This window comes from Nocardia sp. CA-136227, from assembly GCF_050955695.1.
GTDB lineage: Bacteria > Actinomycetota > Actinomycetes > Mycobacteriales > Mycobacteriaceae > Nocardia.
The window spans coordinates 5,361,421-5,383,806 of record NZ_CP192081.1 but is presented as its reverse complement, the minus strand read 5'-3'; the positions used below and the strand labels follow the sequence as shown (position 1 = coordinate 5,383,806).

The window sequence follows — 22,386 nt, the reverse complement described above, 5'->3', positions numbered from 1 at the left end:
CTCCGTTGTCGGTGGCCCGCGGGTGTCAGCTGCGGAGGGAGGTGGTGACGGTGTCGGCGGCGGCGATGGTGGCGGCGGCCAGGTCGCCGAGGCCCGCCGCGGAGAGATTGGTGTCGGGGCAGGCGACGATGGAGGCGATGACGGGGCCGTCGGGGGAGAAGATGGGGGCGGCTACGGACACGACGGCGTTCTGGTCGCCCAGTTCGTCGGGTAGGTAGTCGATGGTGATGAGGTCGGCGATCATGGCGCTGAGGCGGTGGCGCAGGGGATCGGTGACGGGCGAATGACGTAGGGCGCCCAGGGCTTCCAGCATCGGGGCGGAGTCGTCGGCCAAACGCTCGACGGAGTATCCGCGGGTGGCGATGGCGTCGAGGACGGCGGCGAGGCGGTCGCGGTGGGCCGGGTCGGCGGCGGCGAGCCAGGCGGCGCGCTCGGATTCGGGCGCCCAGGCGACGAATTCGCGGCAGACCGGCGGGGCGAACGGCATGCGGCGGGCCGGGCGGATCCAGGGGGCGGAGGGGGTGCCCAGGACTTCGGTGATGACGATCGTGTCCGGGGCGGCGTCCGGCTTGGCGGCGGCGCGGGAGCCGCTCTGGAATTCGCGTTCGGCGAGGAAGACCGGCACGCCGGCGTCGGCGGCGAGGGTGTGCATCGCGCCGAGGGCGAGGCTGCGGACCGGGAAGGCGGTGTCGGCGCGGCGGGCCACGGCGAGCAGGCCCAGGCCGAGGCTGTAGTTGCCCTCGGGGTCGCGGACGGTCCAGGCGTCGGCGCACAGCTGGGTGAGCACGGCGTGCGCGGTGGCGCGGGACATGCCGGTGGCGCGCACGATCGCGGCCAGGGACAGGCGCTCGCCGGAATGCCGGGACAGCAGTTCGATCGCCTGCACGACGCGGTGGGTCGGGGGCGACGCGCAGGGTTCGGTCACCGTCGCGGGGGTGGAAGCCACTGGTGCGGTGGTGGATTCAGGCAACTCGATTCCTGCATGTGTCGGTCCCGCGGTGCGGGAGGGGCGCGCGGAAATCGTATCGGTCGGTGTATCGGTCACGCACGGCGGCGTGACCCCGACCGGGCCGGTCCCGGCGGTGGCGCGGCCGATTCCGGTGATGACGGTGCGCGCCAATTCGGGCGTGGGTATTGACCGTCGCCCGGTACCGACTTATCGTCGGTGTCACATTATCGAACAATAGCGTCGAATATTCGACACCGCAAGGGTTGGCAAGAACCCGACCGGTTCGACAGACGCGGCGAATGGGACGAGAGATGCGCACGGGATATGAGCTGTCGCACCTGAACGCCTTGGAGGCGGAATCGGTGCACATCATTCGGGAGGTGGCGGCCACCTTCGAGCGGCCGGTGCTGTTGTTCTCCGGTGGCAAGGACTCGGCGGTCATGCTGGAACTGGCGCGGCGGGCGTTCTGGCCCGCGCCGCTGCCGTTCGCCCTGCTGCACATCGACACCGGGCGCAACTTCGACGAGGTCATCGACTTCCGGGATCGCACGGCGGCGCGACTGGGCGCCCAGCTGCTGGTCGGCAAGGTGCAGGACGATATCGACGCGGGCCGGGTCACCGAGCGCCCGGGCGAGACCCGCAACCGGCTGCAGACCGCCACCCTGCTGCGCAGCATCCGCGAGCACCGCTTCGACGCGGTCTTCGGCGGGGCGCGGCGCGACGAGGAGAAGGCGCGCGCCAAGGAGCGGGTGTTCAGCTTCCGCGACGAGTACGGCGCGTGGGATCCGCGCGCGCAGCGGCCGGAGGTGTGGAACCTCTACAACGGGCGGCATCGAAAGGGCGAGCACATTCGCGTGTTCCCGCTGTCCAACTGGACCGAGCTCGACATCTGGGAGTACATCGACCAGGCCGAGGTGGAGCTGCCGTCGTTGTACTACGCGCACCGCCGCACCGTGGTGGAGCGCGATGGAATGCTGCTGGCGGAGAACCGATTCCTGGAATTCAGCGCGGACGAGCGGCGATTCGAGGCGACCGTCCGGTTCCGCACCCTCGGCGACGCCGACTGCACGGGCTGCGTGGAATCCGGCGCGTCCAACCCGGTCGAGGTGATCGCCGAGACCGCGACCACCCGCCTGACCGAGCGCGGCGCCACCCGCGCCGACGACCGGATCTCCGAGTCCGGCATGGAAGATCGCAAGCGAGAGGGCTACTTCTGATGCGCCGCAACCTGTTACGGATCGCCACCGCCGGCAGTGTGGACGACGGCAAGTCGACCCTCATCGGGCGGCTGCTGTTCGACTCCAAGAGCCTGTTCAGCGATCAGCTCGACGCCATCGAGCGGGCCAGCCTCTCGCGCGGCGGCGACGGACCCGACCTGTCGCTGGTCACCGACGGCCTGCGCGCCGAGCGCGAGCAGGGCATCACCATCGACGTCGCCTACCGCTACTTCACCACGCCGCGACGCAAGTTCATCATCGCCGACACTCCCGGGCACGTGCAGTACACCCGGAACATGGTGACCGGCGCGTCCACCGCGGACCTGGCGCTGATCCTGGTCGACGCGCGCAAGGGCGTCTCCGAGCAGACCCGTCGCCACGCCTTCCTGTCCTCGCTGCTGGGCGTCGGGCACCTGGTGTTGTGCGTGAACAAGATGGACCTGGTCGACTGGTCCGAGCAGCGGTTCGAGGAGATCCGTTCGGAATTCGCGGATTTCGCCACCAAGCTCGATGTCGGCGACCTCAGCTTCGTGCCGGTGTCGGCGCTGCACGGCGACAATGTGGTGGACGCCTCCGAGCGCACCGCGGGCTGGTATCCGGGGCCGCCGCTGCTGCGGCACCTGGAGGAAGTGCACGTCGCCTCCGACCGCAACCTGATCGACAACCGGCTGCCGGTGCAGTACGTGATCCGGCCGCACGGGGAGAGTCAGCGCAGTTACGCGGGCACCGTCGCGGGCGGCATCTTCAAGCCGGGCGACGAGGTCGTGGTGCTGCCGTCGGGGCGCACCAGCCACGTCAACCAGATCTGGGGGCCGGGCGGCGGCAAGGTGGACGAGGCGTTCACCGGCATGGCGGTCTCACTGACCCTCGACGACGAGATCGACATCGGCCGTGGCGATATGCTCGCCCGGCCCGGCAACCAGCCGCACACCGATCGCGAACTCGACGCCATGGTGTGCTGGTTCTCCGACGACATCGAACTGCGCGCGGGCGCCTCGTACTCGATCCGGACCGCCACCCAGACCTCCAAGGTCGAGGTGACCGACCTGGACTACCGGCTCGACGTGAACACCCTGCACCGGCAGACCGACGCGGAAACGCTGGGGCTCAACGACATCGGGCGCCTCACCCTCAAGAGCCGGCAGGCGCTGCTGTTCGATCCGTACCGTGAGAACCGGGCCACCGGCAGCTTCATCCTCATCGACGAGACCACCAACCAGACGGTGGCCGCGGGCATGATCACCGGACGCTCCACGGGCGCGCCGAAGGTCGGGCACAAGGCCTCGAACGTGGTGTGGCACAGCTCCGCCGTGGAGCGTGGGCAGCGGCTCAGCACCGGCGCGACGGTGTGGCTGACCGGGCTGTCGGGCTCCGGGAAATCCACCATCGCAGTGGAACTGGAGCGTCAGCTCATCGCCTCCGGGCAGCCCGCCTATCTGCTCGACGGTGACAATCTGCGGCACGGGCTGAACAAGAACCTGGGCTTCACCGATGAGGATCGCCGCGAGAACATCCGCCGCGTGTCCGAGGTGGCGGCGCTGTTCGCCGACGCGGGCGTGGTCGCGATCGTCTCGCTGATCAGCCCCTTCCGCGCCGAACGACGCGAGGCGCGGAAACTGCACGACGCCAAGCATCTTCCGTTCCGGGAGATCTTCGTCGACACGCCCCTGGCAGAGTGCGAGCTGCGGGACCCGAAGGGCCTGTACCGGAAGGCCCGCGCCGGGGAACTGCCCGAATTCACCGGTGTCAGCTCGCCGTACGAGCGGCCGGAGTTCGCCGACCTCACCATCACCCCCTCGGACGGGACGCCGGCCGAGATCGCCCATCGAATTCGAGAGACACTAGGGATCGCTGACAGCTGATGACAGACAACGACAAGGCCGAACAGCCGCTCACGGAACCGTTCCTGGCGGCCGTCGCGGAGGCCGAGAAGCTCATCGCCGGTGCGGATTTCATCCGCGACCCGCACGATCTGGCCGAGGGATACGACTATCTGCAGGCCGGTATCGCCGCGGTGCTGCAATTGTCCCGGGCGCACGGCACCTCACACCCGTACCTGGTCACCGCGACCGGGCCCTACACCAAGATGGGCCTGGATAATCCGGACACGCTGTACTACAGCGCCAATATCGAACCGGGTGCGGAATACCTGCTCACCGGCGTGCGCGGCAGCACCGTCGACCTGAGTTTCCAGGTGCTCAAGGGCGATTACACCGCCTCCGATGTGCCCAACGGCGACGACGCGTTCGACGACCGCCGGCTGGAGATCAACGCGGACGGCAGCTACCAGTTGCGTTTCGGGCCGCCCAAGGAGAACCCGGAGCCGAACTACTTCGTGCTCGCCGAGGGCGCGTCCATGCTGGCCGTGCGCGAGGTGTACGGCGACTGGAACGCGGAGCGCAAGGGCACCATTCGCATCGAGCGGGTGGACACCATCGGCACCGCGCCGGTCGAAGCGGGCGTGGAACAGCTGCGCAAGCGGTACCGGGCGGCCGGGCGCATGCTGCTGACCCGGGTGCACACCTGGTTCAACTTCCCGAAGTGGTTCTACCTGAACCTGCCGGTCAACACGCTGACCGAACCGCGGCTCACGCCGGGCGGGCTGAGCACCCAGTACTCCTCGGTCGGGCACTTCGAGCTCGAGGACGACCAGGCGCTCATCATCACCGTGCCGAAATCCGATGCGCCGTACCAGGGATTCCAGCTGGGCAGCCGCTGGTACATCTCCCTCGACTACGTCAACCACCAGACCTCGCTGAATCACCGCCAGGCGCAGGTGGATCCGGACGGGATGATCCGCATGGTCGTCTCGGCGCGGAATCCGGGCGTCGCCAACTGGATCGAGACCACCGGGCGCAAGCTCGGCATCCTCCAGTTCCGCTGGCAGCGGGTCTCTCGGACGATGACGCCCGAGGACGGGCCGACCATCGAACTGGTGCCGTTCGACAAAGTGGCGGAACGCCTGCCGCACCATGAACTGAATCGAATCGACGAGGCCGGATGGCGTGAGCGGATCGCCGCACGCCAGCGCGCCTTCGCGGAAAGGATGCTGGGATGAGCCGTCTGAAGACCGGTCTGCTGGACGGCAAGGTCGTCGTGGTCAGCGGAATCGGGCCCGGTCTGGGCCGTTCCATCGCGCTCGAGGCGGCGGCCGCCGGAGCCAAGGTCGTGCTGGCCGCGCGCACCGAATCCAAGCTGAAGGAGGTCGCGGACGAGATCGCGGCCGAGGGCGGCGCGGAAACCCTGTGCGTGCCCACCGATATCACCGATGAGGCGACCGTCGAGAACCTCGCCAAGCAGACCCTCGAGACGTTCGGCCGGGTCGACGCGCTGGTGAACAACGCGTTCAAGGTGCCGTCGATGAAGCCGCTGGCGCGCACCGACTTCGAGCAGATCCGCGAGAGCGTGGACCTGACCGTGCTCGGCAATCTGCGCATGACGCAGGCGTTCACGCCCGGGCTGGCCGAGACCAAGGGGTCGATCGTCATGGTCAACTCCATGGTGCTGCGGCACAGCGAGCCCCGCTACGGCAGCTACAAGATCGCCAAGGCGGCGCTGCTGGCCATGTCGCAGACCCTGGCGACCGAGCTGGGGGAGAAGGGTATTCGCGTCAACAGCGTGCTGCCCGGCTACATCTGGACCGACCAGCTGAAGTGGTATTTCGCGGAGATCGCCAAGAAGTACGGCATCACCGAGGAGCAGGTCTACCAGCAGACCGCGTCCAAATCCGACCTGAAGCGGCTGCCGCTGCCCGACGAGATCGCGCAGACCATCGTCTACCTGATGTCGCCGTTCGCGAACGCCGTCACCGGGCAGACCATCGACGTCAACTGCGGCGAATACCACGTCTGAGCAAGGAGTTTCATCACCATGACCGGACGTACCAACGTCGGCACCGTCGAGGACCTGCACGCCTCGGCCACCAAGGTCTGCGGGCTCACCGACTTCGGGTCCGACGACCACCACGAGGCGCTGGGCGTGCTGCTGGATTCCTACCAGCGCGACGCCGGGCTCACCGAGATCGGCTCCAAGATGAGCCGCTACTTCCTGCGCGGCGCGCTCGTCGCCCGCGCGCTGAGCGAAGCCAGCTGGAAGGCCAACCCCGGGTACACCGAAACCAAGGTCACCCGCCCGATTTTCGTCACCGGCCTGCCCCGCACCGGCACCACCGCCCTGCACCGCCTGCTCGCCGCCGACCCGCAGCACCAGGCCCTGGAAATGTGGCTCGCCGACTTCCCGCAGCCGCGACCGCCCCGCGACACCTGGGCCGACAACCCCGTCTACCAGGCCGTCGACAAGGGCTTCGCCCAGCACCGGATCGAGAATCCGGAATTCATGGGCGTGCACTACATGACCGCCGCCGAGGTGGAGGAGTGCTGGCAGCTGCTGCGCCAGACCGTGAAATCCATCTCCTACGAATCGCTGGCCTACCTGCCGACGTATTCGGAATGGCTGCGCAAGCAGGACTGGACCGACGCCTACACCCGGCACAAGCAGAACCTGCAGCTGATCGGGCTCGGCGACGAACGGCGCTGGGTTCTCAAGAACCCCAGCCATTTGTTCGCCCTGGACGCGCTGATGAAGGTGTACCCCGACGCGCTGATCATCCAGACCCACCGCGACCCGGTCACCATCGTCGGCTCCTCGTGCAGTCTGTCCGAGCAGGCGACCGCGGGCTGGTCCACCACCTTCGTGGGCGAGAAGATCGGTTCGTCCCAGCTGGAACTGTGGTCGCGCGGCCTGCGTGAATTCAATACCGCACGCGCCCGCTACAACCCGGATCAGTTCCTGGACATCGAATTCGACGAACTGCGCGCGGACCCGTTCGCCACCGTCGAGAAGATCTACTCGAAGTTCGGGCTGGACTACACCGACTCGGCGCGCTCCTCCATGACCGCCCTCGACGAGGAGAGCAAGTCCGGCGACCGAAAACCGGTCCACAAGTACTCGCTCGCCGACTACGGCCTCACCGAAGACCAGGTCCGAGCCGAATTCGAGCTCTGATCTACGACAATCCGCTGGCCGGACACGCTGTCGTGTCCGGCCAGCGGTGTCTCGGAGGCAGATCGCGGCGCCACCCAGAGGTACTGAATTTCGGCGGCCGACTCGTTCGGTGGCCTAGCCGCTGCCGGAGTTGAGGAAGCGTTCCAGCGGACTGCAACCGCTGGGTTGGGCGGGCGCGGCGGGGACGGTTCCCGCGGGTGCGGCCAGCACGTCGACCTCGAACGTCTTGGTGGTCCGGCTGTCGGCGGCGGTGAGGACGTGATGGCCCGCCGTCGATGGGACCCAGTTCAGTTTCGCGACCAGATTGATGGAATCGACATTGTTGACCGGCCTCGACCGCATGCCGCCGATGCACTGGCCGTTGTCGGACAAGGTCACCCACGCCGTCGTCGGCGCGGTCGTGGAGACCAGCTCGTAGGAGCCTCCGACGTAATAGGTTTGACCGGTGGGATAGATAGCGAGCGTGTGGACATCGGCGGACGCGGTGGGCGCGCCGATTGCGACAACGGCCATGATGGCGGCCAGTCCTGTTGTGCCCCAGCCAATTCTGCGGCCGAGGCGAATGCGCGTGCTCATTGTTCTCCTGGTGCGGGTTCCCCTGGTGTGGGGTCGCCGAACCCTACAGACCCCAACGAGTGAAGCGCGGCGACTTCACAACTGTGGGCTGCCCCGACTTTCAGGGGTCGGCCACCACGGGCCAGGGCAGTCCATGGTTCTCCTCATCCTGATCGCAGACATGTAATTGCAATGCACGCCAGCGCATCCCGTCACCGACGCGGCAAACGCACTGGCATGTCGCTGAGCGCTCGCTTCAGGACGGCCGTGAGTTATGTCGTGGGTGTGCCCTAACGTTCGGCAGGTGAGGAATCTGGCGTGGTGCGATCACCTGGAAGACCACAGCGGAGCACTGTCGGCGTCCACTGTTCAGCGTGGTGGTGACCACTTGGGTTCAGGGTGGTTTCGTGCCGACTTTCATGTTCAGTGGATCGACACAGGACAGGCCAATGCCGTATTGCCCGTTCTACGGGCTCTCTTCCAGCGGGAGGGGATGTCGACCGATGGGACGTTGGCTCCCCGTGAGGAAGATGGGCGTTGGTGCCTTGACGGGGTCACCGTCTGGTTGGACTACGGGAGCTTCCAGCAGCGGCATGGACAGGGCTTCACGGCTTGGCAGTTCGCGGTCGAGGGCGAGTTGCGCGCTGAAGTCCAGCAATTGGCACCGGATGCTGTTACCGGTATGCAGTGGGACTACTCGGCTTTCGTGACGGCGGCTGGTCGAGCGCGCAACACAGCCGAGCCACGAACATATGCTCTCCCGCATGTCGACCTTTTCCATGCCCGACCTCTTGTCCTACGCCGACGTGGACGCCCGCCTGGGCGGCGTGCTGTCCGCCGAATTCGAGGGAGCCGCAGACGATCCCGACGATCCCACGGTGCTGTTCTTCGACGCTGACCTCACCCTCGACGGGGATTTCCTGTCCGCCGTCGCCGAGCTGCGCGGTGTGGGCGCCGACGGCGACGGCGATGTCGAGTTGATCGTGGTGACCGGTGACCTGACGGTCAACGGCCCGATCGCGCTCTACGAGGACTGGCCCGGGCTCTACGTCGGCGGCCATACCCGGGCCGAGACGCTGGAAGCCGGCGACGCCGAGATCCGCATCCACGACGGCACCTTCACCCACATGGTGTACGGCTATTACAACCACGGCTCCCTGGCGGCCGGGGTGGTCGACACCCCCTGGGCGATCCACTTCGACCACCACATGGCACTGGCGGCCCCGGGCGCGCGCTGGGTGGACAACCTCGGCGTTTGCGACCGGGACGCCGACTTCGTCGCCGGGAACGGCCTCGCCGAGGCGTTCGTGCCCGAGGTCGTCGACGACGAGGGTCGCCTGGACATCAAGGCGTTCCTGAACCGGCTGCGTGCCGGGCTGCCCGTCCTGCGGCCCGGGGCCCGGTCGGCGCGCGAGTCGGCGGCCGCGGCGCTGGACGACCAGCTGTCCCGGGTCCTGGCCGACCAGGCCGACCATCTCGACCTGACCGGGCGCAAGCTGAAGGCGTTCCCCGCCGAGGTGCTCCGGATGCCGTGGCTGCGCACCCTGATCCTGGACCGCAATCCGATCCGCGAGCTGCCCGAGGAGATCGGGACGCTCACCGGACTGGAGCACCTGTCGGTGCGCGACTGCAAGTTGACCGCCCTGCCCGGATCGATCGGCGACCTGGCCGGGCTGCGGGTGCTGCGCGTCGCCGGCAACTCATCCCTGGACGAGAACGAGGTCGAGTTCACCCTGCCCGCCGCCGTCGGGCGGCTGTCCGCGCTGGAGGAACTCGACATCTCCGGGCTGTCCGTCCGCACCGACGCGGAGTACGAGCCGGGACGGATGCCGCCCGAGTCGACGCGGTTCGTCCTGCCGGACACTTTCGGCGGCCTGGTCGGGCTGCGGAAGCTGGTCGCCGACGGCACCAACGTCGTGTTCCCCGACTCCGCGCGCGGCCTGACCGGCGTCGAGGAGGTGTCGATGTCCGGCAGCCCCGCCCGGTACCTACTGACCTTCCCCGAGGTGGTCACCACCTTCCCGAACCTGCGCCGGCTCGATCTGAGCTGCAACAACTTCGACACCGTCCCCGACAGCCTGCTCCACTTGACCCGGCTGGTGGACCTCGACCTCGGCGGCAGCCTCGGCCTGCTGCGCGACCCGCTGCCGGACCTCGGCCGCCTGCCCGCGCTGCGGGTCCTCGGCTTCAGCGGGCAGAGCAGCCGCGGCCCGGAGCCCGGGCACGCCTTCCTCCGGGAGTTGTTCGCCATGGAGCTGACCGGTCTGGAGGAACTCCGGATCGACAGGTGGCGCCGGGACGGCAAGCGCCGCCGGCTCAAGCCCGAGCACTTCGCCGGGATCGGGACGTTCCGCCGGCTGCGGACCGTCCGCCTGGCCTTCAACGGCCTCGAAGACTTGCCGCCCGACTTCGACACGCTCCCCGACCTCGAGACCGTCGACCTCTACGGCAACCGGTTCCCCCGAGAGGTCCGCGACCGGATCACCGCCGCGCACCCAAGCGCCCGGATCGACTTCGGGTCGTAGGGGCCCACCGGGCCCGAGCCGACTGCCGCCCGCGTCACGCCCACACCGCCGAGCGACGGAATCCATAATCATCTCGATGGCGATTGAAGGCGAATGGCCGAAGCGGTCTGAGGTCGAAAGTGTTTGGCGACGAGTGCTGGTAGGTGATCTGACTCGTGAGGCAGCCCATGACTGGGCGAAGCCGTGGGTGGAGGGTGCTGATGTCGGCACACCAACGGATGCCATGGCCGCACTCGGCCTGGATTATCTACACGGGTTGGACATGACCGCGAGCCTGGCCTCCCCGAACCTCATATCCCACGGCGGTTCCGAACCGTACGTGTTGTCTGAACTCGGAGTCGCAGCACGATTGGACCATTGGCTGGCCAGGTGCAGAGAGTACGACAGCCGACTACAAGATCGCAGAGGTAGACGTGGTTGACGACAGTACGTATCCGATATTGACCCGCATACCGCGCTGAACCGGCCAGCGCGGGCAACACCGGCCGGAAACTGGTGTGCCGCAGAACGTCCGCTTCTGCCGAATGTGGTGCCTGAACGGCCCCAAGCTGTGATTCTGTGTGCGGGTGAGTAAACGCGACGCCCCGCTGCCGCACTATGGTGCCGACAGACAGATCGTGCTGGACGACCTGAGCGACCGCCAGTACCTGACGCTGTTCATCAAGCGACCTGGGATGTACATCGGCCGTGTCTCCCTACAGGGAGTAGTGGGGTTCCTCAACGGATACGACTTCGCCGCCCGAAGATTCGGGGGGCTGAGCCTCGAAGGCTTTCAACAGTGGCTGTTGGCGAACCACCCGTGTCAAGGCACCAATTTGGCGTGGTGGACCCTGGTCGGGCAGTTAGCGCTGCCGGACTGGGACTTTGTGAGCGCCTTTACGCCTGAACAGGAAACTGCGGTGCTCGAGGCTACTTTCGATCTACTCGAAGAGTTCTTGTCGGAGAAGAATCGGGCCCATTGATACGTCCGCTCATGCCGCTGACCGCTCGGTCCAGGCGGCCGTCGCACCCGCCTGTGAACGCACTGATTTGCCAAACCACCTCGATCCATACGGCCACCGTCTGCCGCCAAGGTCCGCCGCGAGCGCGGCAGGCAGGATGGAGACTGTGCCCTTTTCACGCAACTTAGCCCGACTTGAGCGCCGGGTCATCAACCGTCTGGCATTCCGGATGATGCAGTTGATCCCTGCTTGGGCAGTGCTGGTCCATCACGGGCGTATTTCCGGACGTGAATACCGAAGCCCGGTGGCAGTGTTCAGCCATCACGACCGGTATCGCATCGCCTTGAGCCATGGTCGAGAGTCGGACTGGGTCCGCAACGTGTTGATGGCGGGCAGGTTCGAGCTCGAGTGGAATGGACGAACTGTCACAGCGGTAGAGCCGATGCTCGGATCCGACCCGCCCTCTCGTTGGGCGCCATGGTCCGTGCGGCTGCTCTTGCGCGCCGCGGGTGCACCGGACTACCTGGAGGCTCGGCCCGTCTGATAGTGCCTCCCGGACGCCCTCGTTTGCCGCGACCCGGGCGTTCGGGACCGGGCCGCGGGCTCGGCGGGCCAGTGCGGCACCGCGGTAGGCCCGCTCAATGTCGCTGCGGCCTGTCCGTGCGGTGAGGAAATATGTTCCACTCCACCGAAACTGATTTCGCAAACGACACCCGCGCCTTCGCAAACCACCGCAAGCGCAGGCCGCCTATCCGTGAAACCATTCGTCAGATGGCATCTACAGACACGTACGAATACGTGAGCACCGAATGGCTCGACGCCGTGCAATCGATCATCACCGACCTGCTGCAAGGCCACGATCTGAGTTCACTCGACTACGTCATCTGCGAGGACCTCACCAGCCCACCAGTCGACCGCGCCAACACACCTGCAGGCACACTCAGTTGGTTCATCCACATCCACGGCAACAGCCTCGAGGCCCGGGCAGGATCCGTCAGCAATGCCGATATCCGCGTCGTCGCTGACTACGCGACGCACCATGAGCTCTCGCGACGGGTCTGGGCAGGCGACCCCGAAGCCATCGCCGTTTCTCAACACCAGCGCCAAATCGCGACGGCCAGTGGCAAACTCCGAATCGAGGGTGATCTCAGAGCTGCACCGCCCACTGTGCTGGAGCTGATCGCCCAACTCCACGACCCAGTCGCCGCGATCACCGCATAGCCGCGACTTCCCCCTGACGGAAGCACCTGACTACGGCTGAGGCGAGTGCGCGCTCGTGCCGCTGATCGCTCGATCCGGCCCCTGTCGAATCCTCCTGGAGCGAGACGATCGGGCCAAAGAGGAAGGGCGAGGCCAACAGCGGGATGAGGCGCTGCGGGGACATGCTGGCGCCCGATTCGGTGAGGCGGGATCGACTGGGCTTCCTCACTCGATACGTTCGGTGCGGAGGTCAGAAGTCGACGGGCCGGCTGGGCCTGACGTGCCCGATCATATTGAAGTGGAACTACATTGATCGGCGGACAGGCAGAATTGGGGTCATGGCTGATCTCGCGCTGACTCCCGAGCGGCGGAGTGAGCTGGCCGCGCTACTCGGTGACGAGCAGGGCTTGCGGGCACGGTACCCGAGGGTCGCGGAGTACCTGGAGACCGCGCCGATGTTGCCTGGCACGGGTGATCAGGATGCCGACGCAGCGTTCGATCTGAAGCTTGTGCACTACATGACGGGCGGCGAGTCTCCAAGCGGGAATCCCTACTGGGACATCGTGGAGTCTTCGGTGTCAGAGCGGGATGGCCGATGGGTTGTGGATGGTGGCAAACCGTCCGGTAGTGCTCGACTCGCGTTCGCTCAAACGATCCTTCAGTCCGCATACGCGTACGCCATCCCGTCCCCACGAACGGTCATGTGGGTCCGGGAGTTCTGCGGAGCAAGTAGTGTCGTCGAACTCGGTGCAGGGCGTGGGTATTGGGCTGCGCAGCTCGAGCGTGCAGGGGTGGAGACAGACGCCTACGACTCGGAACCGCCGGATATCGCCGATAACGTCTCGTTCCCCGACGCCGCTGGTCAGCGTGATGTCTGGCATGGCATCGGCAGTGTGGAACAGTACTTGGATCGGACCGACGGCAAGGCCGATCACACGCTTCTGATGTGCTGGCCGCCCGGATGGGGAAGTCCGATGGCCTCCGAGGCCCTCGCGCGGTTTGCCGCGCACGGAGGTCAACGACTGATCTTCGTCGGTGAACCCAAGGGCGGCAAGACCGGTGATGATGCCTTCTTCGATGCACTGGTCGAAGGTTGGGAGCTTAAATCTGCTCCATCCCAATATGTTTCGTGGTGGAACCTGTCCGACGTCGCTCAAGGGTGGGTGCGCCGGTAGTCGCCTTCAGGACTCGTCGTCACCTGTGAGTGCCATGCGGAACACGAACGCGTCGTACCGGTTGAGCGGATAGGACACGTCGGAAATCATGATCACTCGGCCATCAGGGTCGACGAAGCGCTGATGGACCGTCTTGACCAACTCGCCTGCGGGCGTACCAAGCCATGTGGCATGGGCTTGTGTCGGTAGTCGGTCGGCGATCGTCTCCTCCAGGAACGCCGCGGCAGTCGTGCCGTGGATGCCCACGGGTTGGTAGGAATCGGAGATCGAGATCGGTTTGCCGTTCTCGCTGGTACGGGTGGCGACGTGGGTGATCTCAGCGCCATTGGCGAGGCCCAGCGGCTCCGCGATGGTCGCGGGAGCGTGTATGCGCTGTGAGTCGCGTTCGATTCGAACCGCGTGATCAGACTCATGACCGAAGGTTGTTTCGGGACTTTCCATTTGCCGTTCAGGCGAGACCCGGATCAGGTTCGGTCGATCTGCGACGAAGGTCCCGCGACGCTCGATCGTGCGGACCAGGCCTTGGCTTAGCAGGAGCTTGATCGCCCTGCGGATCACAATGTCCGAGACGCCGTTGTCGGCGGCCATCTCGGCGAGGCTGGGCAGCTGAGATCCGGGTGACAGTATCCCCGTTCGGATTCGGTGCGCGTACTCGCCTGCGATGGAGACGTAGGCAGGTTCTCCCACCACGTTTCAGCCCCCTCGATGCTTGGTGCAGTGCAATGGATGATCTTCAGTATACGCAACTGCGTATACCCATTGTGGGTGTTGGCAGTCATGACACATCAAAACCTGTGCGTGCGTGAGCCTTGTGCGTATACGCAGCTGCGTATACGCTAAGGCGCGTTCGGGCAGTGCGGGGACGGATTTTGACTACAAGGGGGTGCCGATGGCAGCCGGGGCGATGGCAGAGGCGGCGGTGCTGGGGGTGCTCGCACCCGGCGAGAGGCTGACCGCAGCGCAGATCGGCGAACAGGCTGGGATCACCGGCTGGTCGGCCCGCCGGGCGATCGGGCAACTGGAGTCACGCGGGCTGGTAATGGCCGTCCCGCACGCGTCCCGATGGTCGATCACCCCCAGAGGGCGTGCGGCCTGGACCACGAAGTTCCGGAGGTACGCGCGATGAGCCGCCGAAGGGCGCGGCCCGCAAGGCAATCCGCGCCGCGGCGCGTGGAGCCCGGGGGTCGCTACCTCCAGGGCTCGGACGGGTCGTGGTCGGTGGTAGGCGCGGACGGTTGGCCCGTGCCCATGGACGAATACCCGGCGCATTTGCGCGAACTGGAGACCGACGTGTCGGCCCTGGAGCCGCTGAGCGTGACCGTCATCGAAGTGGAGCACGTAAGTGTTCGTGAGATTCATTGGAGTCCAACAGATTTGGCGCGAGAGGACCTGGAGAGATGATCACTTACCTGGCCCACCACGAGACCGCCCTGTTCTGGGGGTGGATGCTGGCGTTCTTGGTCCCCGGCGGCGCACTGCTCCGGGCCACGCTCTGGCCGGAGCGAATCCCCCCGGAGAACAGTGTGAGTGCGATCAGAGTGCGGATCGAACGGGAGCGACGGGCCACTGCCGCCCACACGAGACGACCGCGGCCGGTGAGGGACGCAACGCCCGCCCGAAGGCCCGGGTCACACCGCATCGCAGCCTGATCACTGCCCGGACGGACGAATGCCCCGCCGGGACCTATCCGGTGGGGCATTCGTGTCGTTCAGGGTAGGCGCTCGGCCGGGGACTTCGGCGATATCCGGCGCTGATGGTGTGCCCTCGGCAGGATTCGAACCTGCGATACCCGCTTCAGGGGGGCCTCCTGAGTCTGTTTTGCCCGGCATGTGAGTGGTTGGCGGCGTTGGCGGGTTGGTCTGACCGGGGCGAATCGTCGTTGGGCTCGTTGGTGAGAGCCGGTGCCGTGTGGCGCTGCTGCGTACGGACTGCGTACGCGCTGTAATACCGAATTCAGTGCAGTGAGCGGTTCATGGTGCCAGAGATGGCCAGGTTGTGAACTTGGCATCTTGAACGCGGTAGGTAATCTGTCGATTTCGCTGCTTCGGAGTCCATCCGTTGCGGAGAGCCTTGCGAATTATCTCCGCGACCACACCGGGCGTGATGACTGTGCCGTGGTCGACCCATGTGACCATGCGTTGTCCCTGGCCTTCGGCGATCTCGACGACGATGGCGAGACCAGGTTCGTCGTCAGGTGCGACGACCCATCTGAAGCGCTCGCCGTCAACGTCGAGAATTCGAGTTCCCTTGCGCGCCAGACCCATCACCCCACTCAACACGATGAAGCCCCAGAACTCGAATATCCGCTCATGCCGCATACCGCGCTGACCGAACCGGCCAGCGCGGGGCGCGGGCGGCCGGATCCCGTTGCGGTGCAGAACGACCGCAACTGCCGATTACAGGCTCAAGCCCTGCTTCGACGCCGAATTCTGACGTCCCGAGACGTTGTGAGAGGCTCCGGAACTGACCGGGCCCGCCCGGGGGAACAGGAGTGGGTATGCCCAGCTATGAAATTGACGGAGTTATACCGGTTATAGCCGCCGACGCGTTCGTGCACCCGTCAGCGGTGCTGATCGGAGATGTCGTGGTCGAAAGTGGCTGCTACATCGGCCCGGTGGCCAGCGTCCGAGGCGACTTCGGCCCGATTGTCATCGGTGCGGGATCCAATGTTCAGGATGGCTGCGTGCTGCATTCGTTTCCGGGGCGAGAGTTGGTGCTGGAGAACGAATCCCACATCGGACACGGTGCGGTACTGCACGGTTGCGTCATCGAGTCGGGGGCGATGGTCGGCATGAACGCAATCGTGATGGATGGCGCACGGGTGGGAGCCCGCGCGCTCGTGGGCGCCGGAAGCATGGTTCGGGCGGACACGGCGATCCCCGCAGAGCATCTCGCGGTCGGTAACCCGGTCACCGAGACCCGGCCCTTGGATGAGCAGACCTTGCGGTGGAAAGCCAACGGCGTCAAGGTCTATCAGGAATTGGCCAAGAGGTCGTTGGCTTCGATGCGGGAGACCTTACCACTGACCGAGATTCCGATCGACCGGCCGCGGCTCAGCACCGGCCGCGACGTATCGACTCCCTTGCACGAATTGCGCCGCAACGCAGGCAGTAGCTAGTCGTCGAGAAAGGTTGCCGGGGACCGGCGGCGGTCTAAAGTGACCGAGAAGACATCGGAGCGAGAGTAGTGGCCGGCGGGATCGAAATTCTGTCGTTCCTGGGCTAACCGGGCGGGATCGAAATCGGCCCACGAGGCGTTCCGCACCGATCACCGGCTCGACCAGCCAGTCGCCGTCGGGCCCGGCGATCGCGGAGCCGCCGTCATAGCCGGCCGGCTTGCCTTGTGAGATCAGCATGTCTCGCAACGGGAAGTCCTCAGGTACATCGCTGTAGTCGAGCACGGCTCCGGCGGCCAGGGAATAGACCCGACCTTCCAGCGCGACGAATCGGGTGATGTCTCGGGTGTTTCGGACCGATCCGGGCCAGGTGGAGATATGGAGGGTTTCCCCGTCGGCATACAGGGCGTGACGGGCTTGGGGCATCCAGTTCTCCCAGCACGACAGGCCGCCCACCCGGAATCCGGCGACATCGTGAGTACGCAGGCCGTGACCGTCGCCGATTCCCCACACCATCCCCCCACGGCCGCTGCGCCGATAGTCGGAGCAGCATCTCCGACGTCAATACGCGAGACGACGCGAGCATTACTTTCGAATTCACCGACGCCACAAGTTCTCACGCGGTGACCACCAGCTGATCGGTGGTGCTATCGGGATGCGTCCTTGATGCTCATCGCTTGATTCGCGGCTGCCGTGGCAACGATTTCCGGTACGTCCTCAGCCAGCAAGAAGCCGGCCGCGACCGCCTTGTCGGTTGCCACTCGGAATGCTCGGAGGTAGTCGTCCGGAGGGGGTCCCGGGAGTGGTCGCGTGCAGCCGAACATGATCGCCGGGCCGCCGTCCTCTTGTCCGAGCCCGGACAGCACCACCAGCGGTACGTCCATCCACGGCGTGCGGATGCCACCCAGCGCGTTGCCATGGGCGTCGAGCACCAGTTCCCCGGCGGATTCCGTGAGCCGATCGGCCTGCGCCGGAGCGGGTCCGCCATCGGCCCATTGGGACAGCGCCGCGATGGCTCGCTGGACTACGTAGTGATGTTGTGGCCCGGAATTGATCGGCTCGGGGAAATCGACGCCCAGTGGATTGCGTCGCGGCGCCATCCGCTCGGCCAGCTCCTCCGCGGTCAGGAAGCCCGAGTCGGTGAACGATGCACCGACGCTGTAGGAGTCCGCGTGCGCGGCACCAGCCAGCTCCCAGAGCCGGAACCGGTCGGAGTCGGGCTGGCGGGCGGCAATCGAGCGCATGAGACCGACCACCTCGAACTCGGTTTGGAGCACGAGCACCGGCGCGGTCGAATCCGCACGCACCCGCGTACCGCCGTCCAGCGCCTCGGGGTCCACCAAGCCGGTCAGCGTGGCAGGGCGGCCCGGCCGCCCGTCGATGAGGTACGCGTCGTACGGCGAGCCATGCGGCGCAATGGCATTCACATATGTCACGAGCGTGGCCGCGGATTGGGACTGCCCGGCCGCGAGCAACTGCCGGGTCCCTGGCAGCAGCCTTCGAACCAGTTCTCCCGCCTGCCGGTAGATGTCGTAGCAGTAGGCATCCCCAGGGTGCGACAGATCGGCGTACCGCACCGGATCCGACTGCTTCAGCGGCGGCAGCAGGACCGAGTTCCAGGTGTCGTCTTCCTCGGCGGCCGCGGCCATGACGCTGCCGCCGTGGATCGGCGCGTACTGTGCGGAAACCCCGATCCAGGCCATCCGGGCCCGGATGAGATGCCGGTGTGCCAGCAGCCAGATCGGCGGCGCGTCCGCACCGGAGGAGGCGTTGAGCCACTCCACGACAGCGGTTCCGCAGTAGCCCTCGACCGGCCGGTACACCACGAGTCTGGTCGTGAACGGTGCGAGGCCGTCCGGCTCGGTCGCCCACTCCCCGTCGGCACCGGCCGAGCCGGTCAGGCGGTAGGACCCGGCTGTACCGGACAGGAGGTACTCCTCGGCGACGTAACCGACATCGGACAGTGGGAAGAACGTCGAGATCAGGTTGATCGGACCAGCCACTGGACCGGAAAGCTCCATCCCGAAACCCTAACAAGTGCTTGGTTTTTGGACAATCGCTGGACTCGCGCCGACCCGGCAGCGGGCGGGTCACTCCGGCTTGGCTGGGCAGCCCGCTGGTATGTACCCCCAAATCGGCACATGAGCGTCCCATTCCACCGCAATAATCCCGCCAACCGAAACGCACTGGAGCGCCCGTGGCGCGCCGACCGAGTCGGCCAGCGCGAGGCTGCCGAAGATCAACGCGCAGAGCGCCGTACGGGTCCCAGCTATGCACGCTGATGCCGATGACCGAGCGGCTTGTGTGGTCCGAAACCCCGCTCAGCTACTGGTGGACCATCGGTGCTCTATCGCCTGGCGAGCCACGGTCCACGCAGTTTCGAATTCCTCAGCCGTCATTTCGTCGAGGGCACTTCCCTCGAAGTCCCAATCGGCGGCGCTGCCCTCCGCGAGGACACCGTATTTGCCTTCATATGCCTGAACCTCAGCAATTCCCCCGTGGTCTCGCGCACGTATGACCTCCGCGAGCGCCGCAGCCGTGAGCGGCTCACCGTCAGCACCTCGAAGATCGACCTGTCGGTTCGGCCAGCCATCATCATCGAGTTCGATGAGGAGCCAGATGTCCTCGTCCGCGTAGTAGTCGCGAATCCACCGCATCCGACCAGTATTACGGCATCGGCCATTACTGAGGAACGCACTGACATGCCGCATACCGCGCTGGCCGAACCGGCCGGCGCGGGTGACGGTTGCTGTCGGTGGCCAGCCGCTAGAGACAAGCAGTCATGGTCGGTTCCTCGTCGAACCGGAAGGCCGCCGTCAGGGTTATTTGCTCTGGGAGGTGTAGGCGGGGAGGGCGGAGAGGCTGAGGCGGACGGCTTCGGCGCCGTAGGTGAGCATGTGGCGTTCGTAGGTGTCGAGTGCGTCGAGGAGGGTGGGGGTTTGGGTGAGGGTGCGGCGGAGGAGGTCGGCGTCGCGCAGGGCGGTGTTGGCGCCGTTGCCGCCGGTCGGTGAGGTGGCGTGGATGGCGTCGCCGAGCAGGGTGACCGGGCCGGGGGTCCAGCGTTGGCCGGGTTCGACCACTCGGATGGAGAGCAGGGTGCTGTTGTCGGGGTCGGACTGCTCGATCAGGGCGCGCAGGTCCGGGTGCCAGCCGGGCATTCTGGAAAGCACTGCCTCCTGCGGGGTTTCGGGGCCGAGTGAGCCGTTCGGGGGCAGGATCATGGCCCAGCGCACGTAGTCGTGGATGTCGGGCAGGGTCACTTCGGGGGCGAGCGCTTCGGCGGCCTGCTTCGGTGGGGTGCGGAAACGCATTGCGCCGAGCAGGAGACTCACTCCGTCGCCGGCGATCTTCGAGCCGAATGCTCGGGACAGGCTGGTGAACTGCTCGGTCAGCGGAGTGCGGCCGATGACGAACCGGACGCCCGTGTCGGTCGGGATGGTCTTCGGGGACAGGACCGATCGGACGGCTGAGTTGACGCCGTCGGCTCCGACGAGCAAGTCCGCGGTGACCGGATCGCGATCGGCGAACCGGGCTTCGACCCGGCCGTCGGCCAGCAGGTCGTAGCCGGTCAGTGCGCTGCCGGTGTGCACGGTCAGGCCGGTGAGCAGCAGGTGGCGGAGCACGTCGCGGTCGACCACAATGGCGTTGCGGCCCGGCTCGAGCTCGCCGATCTTGTTGAGCTGCGGGTCCAGGATCAGCCGCTCGCCGTAGGCGTCGCCGACTACGGCGTCCAGTAGCGGGTGCCAGCGCTCGGGTAGGCAGCCGCGCAGCGCGTCGAAGCCCACCTGGTTCAGCACCAGCCGGTAGCCCTGGAACCGGGCGGTGATCGCCGGATCCCGTTCGAACACCGCGGTCTCGATTCCGGCTCCGCGCAGACCCTGCGCCAGGCACAGGCCACCGAGACCGGCTCCGATAACGGAAACTCGCATTACGCACCTCCGAACGAACTTAGTTCTACTCTAACGAACATTGTTCTACTGGGGGAACTAAGTTCGTGTCAAGCTATAGTGACCGGCATGCCAGCAGCTCCCCGACAGCGCCGAGCGGCTCGTCACGCCCAATCCGCCGACGAGACCGCGGCGTCCTCGCGCCGCAAGGAGCCCATCACGGTCACTCGGATCACCGACGCCGCACTGGAGGTCGTCGCCACCGAGGGCTACGACGCGCTGACCATCCGCCGGGTCGCCGCGCTGCTCGGCACCGGGCCGTCGTCGCTGTACGCGCACATCGTCAACAAGGACGATATCGACGATCTGCTGGTCGGCAGGCTCAGTGCCGAAATCGTGCTGCCCGAACCGGATCCGGCCACCTGGCGCGATCAGCTCCTCGACGTGTTCAGCCAGATCCGCGACCAATACCTGAAATACCCCGGAGTCTCACGCGCCGCCCTGGCCATGGTCCCCACGAACCTCGAGGCCCTGCGGGTCCGGGAGGGAATGTTCGCGATCCTTCTTACGGGTGGAATCGAACCCCGCACCGCCGCATGGGCATTGGACGCGATGTCCCTCTACGTCAGTGCCTACGCCCTGGAGCAGTCGCTGGTCCAGCAGCGGCGCAAACACCCGAACCAGGAATGGGTCGTCAGCCGCGAGGAACTGGTGCAGCGGTTCACCGCGCTGCCCGCCGACACCTTCCCGCAAACCCGGCGCTACGCCGCCGAACTCACCTCCGGCACGGGCCCCGACCGCTTCACGTTCACCCTCACCCTGATGCTGGACAACCTGCACCCGTCGGCCTGACCGAGCCGGCCACGATGGTGGCACAGCTCGGCTGTACCCAGGGGCTCCGACCGGTTCGGTGCCTTGGGTCTGCGGGCCGGAACTAGCGGATCTCCAACTGATACGTGACTTCGACCCAGAAGCCGCCGGGCTCGTATTCGCCACCGAAGGTGAGGACGTAGTCGCCGGGTGCGAGATCGTCGAGGCGAACCCACAGGCCCCACGCCTTGGCCTTGAAGCGGCCGGTGTAGCCGAAGGGGGCGCCCGCTGCCGCCGTGACGCGGAATGCCTTGTCGTTGGTCACTGCTCGTACCGGCAGTGGGACTCCGTTCAAGGCGGCGTGGCCGGACGGCGCGGGCGCCACCGGCACCTCGCCACGCGCGAACAAGCCGTCCGGGACCTTCTGGAACATGTTGAAAGCCGGGAAGAAGATCGGTCGGCCGTGCGGGATCGTGCACCGCCGCTCGACTCGCCCACCGAAAGTGCCTGCCAGGAACCAGACATCCGTCGGCTGATCCATCGCGGCGAACTCGCCGGTCTCGTCGACTACCGGATTCTTGGCGTTCGGCACCGACATCGCCCACTGCCACCACCGTGCCGCCAGCTCGACGTCGCTACTCGCCATCTCTTTACCCCACACAACCATTGACGTGAAGAAGAGCGCGAGCCACGTCGGATCGCCCCCTTCCGAAGTGGACCTTTCGGAGGGTATACGAACCGTCCAGTCCGCGTCGCTGTGCGCCAACCGGGTGTCCGCGGCTGCCGAATCGACTGTGCGCTGAGGAGTTGGCACCTGTGTTACTTGGGCAGTGTCTCTTGCCGTCGACGCTGTGCGTGCCCTCCGGGCTCCGGAATATGTTGGCTCGCATACGCACCTTGGCTTGGAGCCGTGATGGAGTCGGTGCTGGAGGAGATCCGATGGTTTCTTCCGCTCGCCAGCGTGATCCACAGCTTCCGTACCTGGCCTAGGCGAGCCGGAAACCGGGC

The 22,386-nt window shown here is 66.4% G+C and carries 22 protein-coding genes; 13 read left to right on the top strand and 9 right to left on the bottom strand.

Translation table 11 applies throughout. From position 1 onward, the window contains the following. Positions 1-25: 25 nt before the first annotated feature. Positions 26-946: a helix-turn-helix domain-containing protein gene (locus ACQP06_RS24960; RefSeq protein ID WP_433666873.1), complete on the bottom strand. Its 921-nt coding sequence runs from the start codon at positions 944-946 to the stop codon at positions 26-28. 314 nt (positions 947-1,260) lie between these two features. Here ACQP06_RS24960 and cysD point away from each other — a divergent pair, with 314 nt between their 5' ends. The 5 genes from cysD to ACQP06_RS24935 are packed head-to-tail and all read left to right on the top strand — an operon-like array spanning position 1,261 to position 7,170. Continuing rightward, on the top strand, positions 1,261-2,166 hold the full coding sequence (gene cysD, locus ACQP06_RS24955) for a sulfate adenylyltransferase subunit CysD (protein ID WP_433666872.1): 906 nt from the start codon (positions 1,261-1,263) through the stop codon (positions 2,164-2,166). Next, complete coding sequence (gene cysC, locus ACQP06_RS24950; RefSeq protein ID WP_433666871.1) at positions 2,166-4,028, top strand: adenylyl-sulfate kinase; 1,863 nt, start codon at positions 2,166-2,168, stop codon at positions 4,026-4,028. The genes cysD and cysC overlap by 1 nt, the downstream gene beginning before the upstream one ends. Continuing rightward, the gene (locus tag ACQP06_RS24945) at positions 4,028-5,224 is read left to right on the top strand and encodes a hypothetical protein (RefSeq protein WP_433666870.1); all 1,197 of its coding nucleotides are present in this window, start codon (positions 4,028-4,030) and stop codon (positions 5,222-5,224) included. Before cysC ends, ACQP06_RS24945 begins: the two co-directional genes overlap by 1 nt. Beyond that, complete coding sequence (locus ACQP06_RS24940) at positions 5,221-6,018, top strand: SDR family oxidoreductase (RefSeq protein WP_379273674.1); 798 nt, start codon at positions 5,221-5,223, stop codon at positions 6,016-6,018. Before ACQP06_RS24945 ends, ACQP06_RS24940 begins: the two co-directional genes overlap by 4 nt. 12 nt (positions 6,019-6,030) lie before the next feature. Next, positions 6,031-7,170: a sulfotransferase family protein gene (locus ACQP06_RS24935; protein WP_433673427.1), complete on the top strand. Its 1,140-nt coding sequence runs from the start codon at positions 6,031-6,033 to the stop codon at positions 7,168-7,170. A 114-nt stretch (positions 7,171-7,284) separates the two neighbouring features. On the opposite strand, the gene ACQP06_RS24930 is transcribed toward ACQP06_RS24935, so the two are convergent. Further along, positions 7,285-7,746 carry a hypothetical protein gene (locus ACQP06_RS24930; RefSeq protein ID WP_433666869.1) on the bottom strand — a complete coding sequence of 154 codons (462 nt, stop codon included), beginning with the start codon at positions 7,744-7,746 and terminating at the stop codon, positions 7,285-7,287. Positions 7,747-8,489: 743 nt separating this feature from the next. Here ACQP06_RS24930 and ACQP06_RS24925 point away from each other — a divergent pair. The 5 genes from ACQP06_RS24925 (at position 8,490) to ACQP06_RS24905 (ending at position 13,566) form a co-directional block, all read left to right on the top strand. Further along, positions 8,490-10,250, top strand: a complete 1,761-nt coding sequence (locus tag ACQP06_RS24925; RefSeq protein ID WP_433666868.1) for a leucine-rich repeat domain-containing protein — start codon at positions 8,490-8,492, stop codon at positions 10,248-10,250. Positions 10,251-10,816: 566 nt separating this feature from the next. After that, positions 10,817-11,212, top strand: a complete 396-nt coding sequence (locus tag ACQP06_RS24920) for a hypothetical protein (protein WP_433666867.1) — start codon at positions 10,817-10,819, stop codon at positions 11,210-11,212. Between the two features lie 136 nt (positions 11,213-11,348). Continuing rightward, positions 11,349-11,735, top strand: a complete 387-nt coding sequence (locus ACQP06_RS24915) for a nitroreductase/quinone reductase family protein (RefSeq protein WP_433666866.1) — start codon at positions 11,349-11,351, stop codon at positions 11,733-11,735. Positions 11,736-11,866: 131 nt separating this feature from the next. Next, complete coding sequence (locus tag ACQP06_RS24910; protein WP_433666865.1) at positions 11,867-12,412, top strand: hypothetical protein; 546 nt, start codon at positions 11,867-11,869, stop codon at positions 12,410-12,412. A gap of 317 nt (positions 12,413-12,729) precedes the next feature. After that, positions 12,730-13,566 carry a hypothetical protein gene (locus ACQP06_RS24905; protein WP_433666864.1) on the top strand — a complete coding sequence of 279 codons (837 nt, stop codon included), beginning with the start codon at positions 12,730-12,732 and terminating at the stop codon, positions 13,564-13,566. A gap of 6 nt (positions 13,567-13,572) precedes the next feature. Here ACQP06_RS24905 and ACQP06_RS24900 read toward each other — a convergent pair whose 3' ends face one another. Beyond that, positions 13,573-14,253 carry a GntR family transcriptional regulator gene (locus tag ACQP06_RS24900; RefSeq protein ID WP_433673426.1) on the bottom strand — a complete coding sequence of 227 codons (681 nt, stop codon included), beginning with the start codon at positions 14,251-14,253 and terminating at the stop codon, positions 13,573-13,575. 555 nt (positions 14,254-14,808) lie between these two features. Between ACQP06_RS24900 and ACQP06_RS24895 the strand changes: the two genes are divergently transcribed. Continuing rightward, the gene (locus ACQP06_RS24895) at positions 14,809-14,967 is read left to right on the top strand and encodes a hypothetical protein (RefSeq protein WP_433666863.1); all 159 of its coding nucleotides are present in this window, start codon (positions 14,809-14,811) and stop codon (positions 14,965-14,967) included. A gap of 569 nt (positions 14,968-15,536) precedes the next feature. On the opposite strand, the gene ACQP06_RS24890 is transcribed toward ACQP06_RS24895, so the two are convergent. Continuing rightward, complete coding sequence (locus ACQP06_RS24890; protein ID WP_433666862.1) at positions 15,537-15,884, bottom strand: hypothetical protein; 348 nt, start codon at positions 15,882-15,884, stop codon at positions 15,537-15,539. 179 nt (positions 15,885-16,063) lie between these two features. On the opposite strand from ACQP06_RS24890, the gene ACQP06_RS24885 reads away from it, so the two are divergent. Next, entirely contained in the window at positions 16,064-16,684 is a 621-nt protein-coding gene (locus ACQP06_RS24885; RefSeq protein ID WP_433666861.1) for a gamma carbonic anhydrase family protein, read from the top strand. On the opposite strand, the gene ACQP06_RS24880 is transcribed toward ACQP06_RS24885, so the two are convergent. The 4 genes from ACQP06_RS24880 to ACQP06_RS24865 all read right to left on the bottom strand — a co-directional run bounded on the left by ACQP06_RS24880 (position 16,583) and on the right by ACQP06_RS24865 (position 20,610). After that, positions 16,583-17,197, bottom strand: coding sequence for a nitrilase-related carbon-nitrogen hydrolase (locus tag ACQP06_RS24880; RefSeq protein WP_433666860.1), 615 nt, complete (start codon positions 17,195-17,197; stop codon positions 16,583-16,585). The genes ACQP06_RS24885 and ACQP06_RS24880 overlap by 102 nt on opposite strands. A 131-nt stretch (positions 17,198-17,328) precedes the next feature. Further along, positions 17,329-18,684: an alpha/beta hydrolase domain-containing protein gene (locus tag ACQP06_RS24875; RefSeq protein ID WP_433666859.1), complete on the bottom strand. Its 1,356-nt coding sequence runs from the start codon at positions 18,682-18,684 to the stop codon at positions 17,329-17,331. 318 nt (positions 18,685-19,002) lie between these two features. Beyond that, positions 19,003-19,338: a hypothetical protein gene (locus ACQP06_RS24870; RefSeq protein ID WP_433666858.1), complete on the bottom strand. Its 336-nt coding sequence runs from the start codon at positions 19,336-19,338 to the stop codon at positions 19,003-19,005. Between the two features lie 165 nt (positions 19,339-19,503). Continuing rightward, positions 19,504-20,610, bottom strand: coding sequence for an FAD-dependent oxidoreductase (locus ACQP06_RS24865; RefSeq protein WP_433666857.1), 1,107 nt, complete (start codon positions 20,608-20,610; stop codon positions 19,504-19,506). An 87-nt stretch (positions 20,611-20,697) separates the two neighbouring features. Here ACQP06_RS24865 and ACQP06_RS24860 point away from each other — a divergent pair, with 87 nt between their 5' ends. After that, positions 20,698-21,420, top strand: a complete 723-nt coding sequence (locus ACQP06_RS24860) for a TetR/AcrR family transcriptional regulator (RefSeq protein WP_433666856.1) — start codon at positions 20,698-20,700, stop codon at positions 21,418-21,420. An 82-nt stretch (positions 21,421-21,502) separates the two neighbouring features. On the opposite strand, the gene ACQP06_RS24855 is transcribed toward ACQP06_RS24860, so the two are convergent. Next, on the bottom strand, positions 21,503-22,024 hold the full coding sequence (locus ACQP06_RS24855; RefSeq protein ID WP_433666855.1) for a hypothetical protein: 522 nt from the start codon (positions 22,022-22,024) through the stop codon (positions 21,503-21,505). Positions 22,025-22,386: the final 362 nt, after the last annotated feature.

Coding starts and splice junctions, on each gene's coding strand:
- cysC (WP_433666871.1), top strand. CDS start 2,166: ATGCGCCGCAACCTGTTACGGATCGCCACCGCCGGCAGTGTGGACGAC.
- ACQP06_RS24925 (WP_433666868.1), top strand. CDS start 8,490: ATGTCGACCTTTTCCATGCCCGACCTCTTGTCCTACGCCGACGTGGAC.
- ACQP06_RS24940 (WP_379273674.1), top strand. CDS start 5,221: ATGAGCCGTCTGAAGACCGGTCTGCTGGACGGCAAGGTCGTCGTGGTC.
- ACQP06_RS24870 (WP_433666858.1), bottom strand. CDS start 19,338: ATGCGGTGGATTCGCGACTACTACGCGGACGAGGACATCTGGCTCCTC.
- ACQP06_RS24865 (WP_433666857.1), bottom strand. CDS start 20,610: ATGCGAGTTTCCGTTATCGGAGCCGGTCTCGGTGGCCTGTGCCTGGCG.
- ACQP06_RS24945 (WP_433666870.1), top strand. CDS start 4,028: ATGACAGACAACGACAAGGCCGAACAGCCGCTCACGGAACCGTTCCTG.
- ACQP06_RS24930 (WP_433666869.1), bottom strand. CDS start 7,746: ATGAGCACGCGCATTCGCCTCGGCCGCAGAATTGGCTGGGGCACAACA.
- ACQP06_RS24880 (WP_433666860.1), bottom strand. CDS start 17,197: ATGGTGTGGGGAATCGGCGACGGTCACGGCCTGCGTACTCACGATGTC.
- ACQP06_RS24905 (WP_433666864.1), top strand. CDS start 12,730: ATGGCTGATCTCGCGCTGACTCCCGAGCGGCGGAGTGAGCTGGCCGCG.
- ACQP06_RS24915 (WP_433666866.1), top strand. CDS start 11,349: ATGGAGACTGTGCCCTTTTCACGCAACTTAGCCCGACTTGAGCGCCGG.
- ACQP06_RS24890 (WP_433666862.1), bottom strand. CDS start 15,884: ATGCGGCATGAGCGGATATTCGAGTTCTGGGGCTTCATCGTGTTGAGT.
- ACQP06_RS24885 (WP_433666861.1), top strand. CDS start 16,064: ATGCCCAGCTATGAAATTGACGGAGTTATACCGGTTATAGCCGCCGAC.
- ACQP06_RS24910 (WP_433666865.1), top strand. CDS start 11,867: ATGTTCCACTCCACCGAAACTGATTTCGCAAACGACACCCGCGCCTTC.
- ACQP06_RS24860 (WP_433666856.1), top strand. CDS start 20,698: ATGCCAGCAGCTCCCCGACAGCGCCGAGCGGCTCGTCACGCCCAATCC.
- cysD (WP_433666872.1), top strand. CDS start 1,261: ATGCGCACGGGATATGAGCTGTCGCACCTGAACGCCTTGGAGGCGGAA.
- ACQP06_RS24855 (WP_433666855.1), bottom strand. CDS start 22,024: ATGGCGAGTAGCGACGTCGAGCTGGCGGCACGGTGGTGGCAGTGGGCG.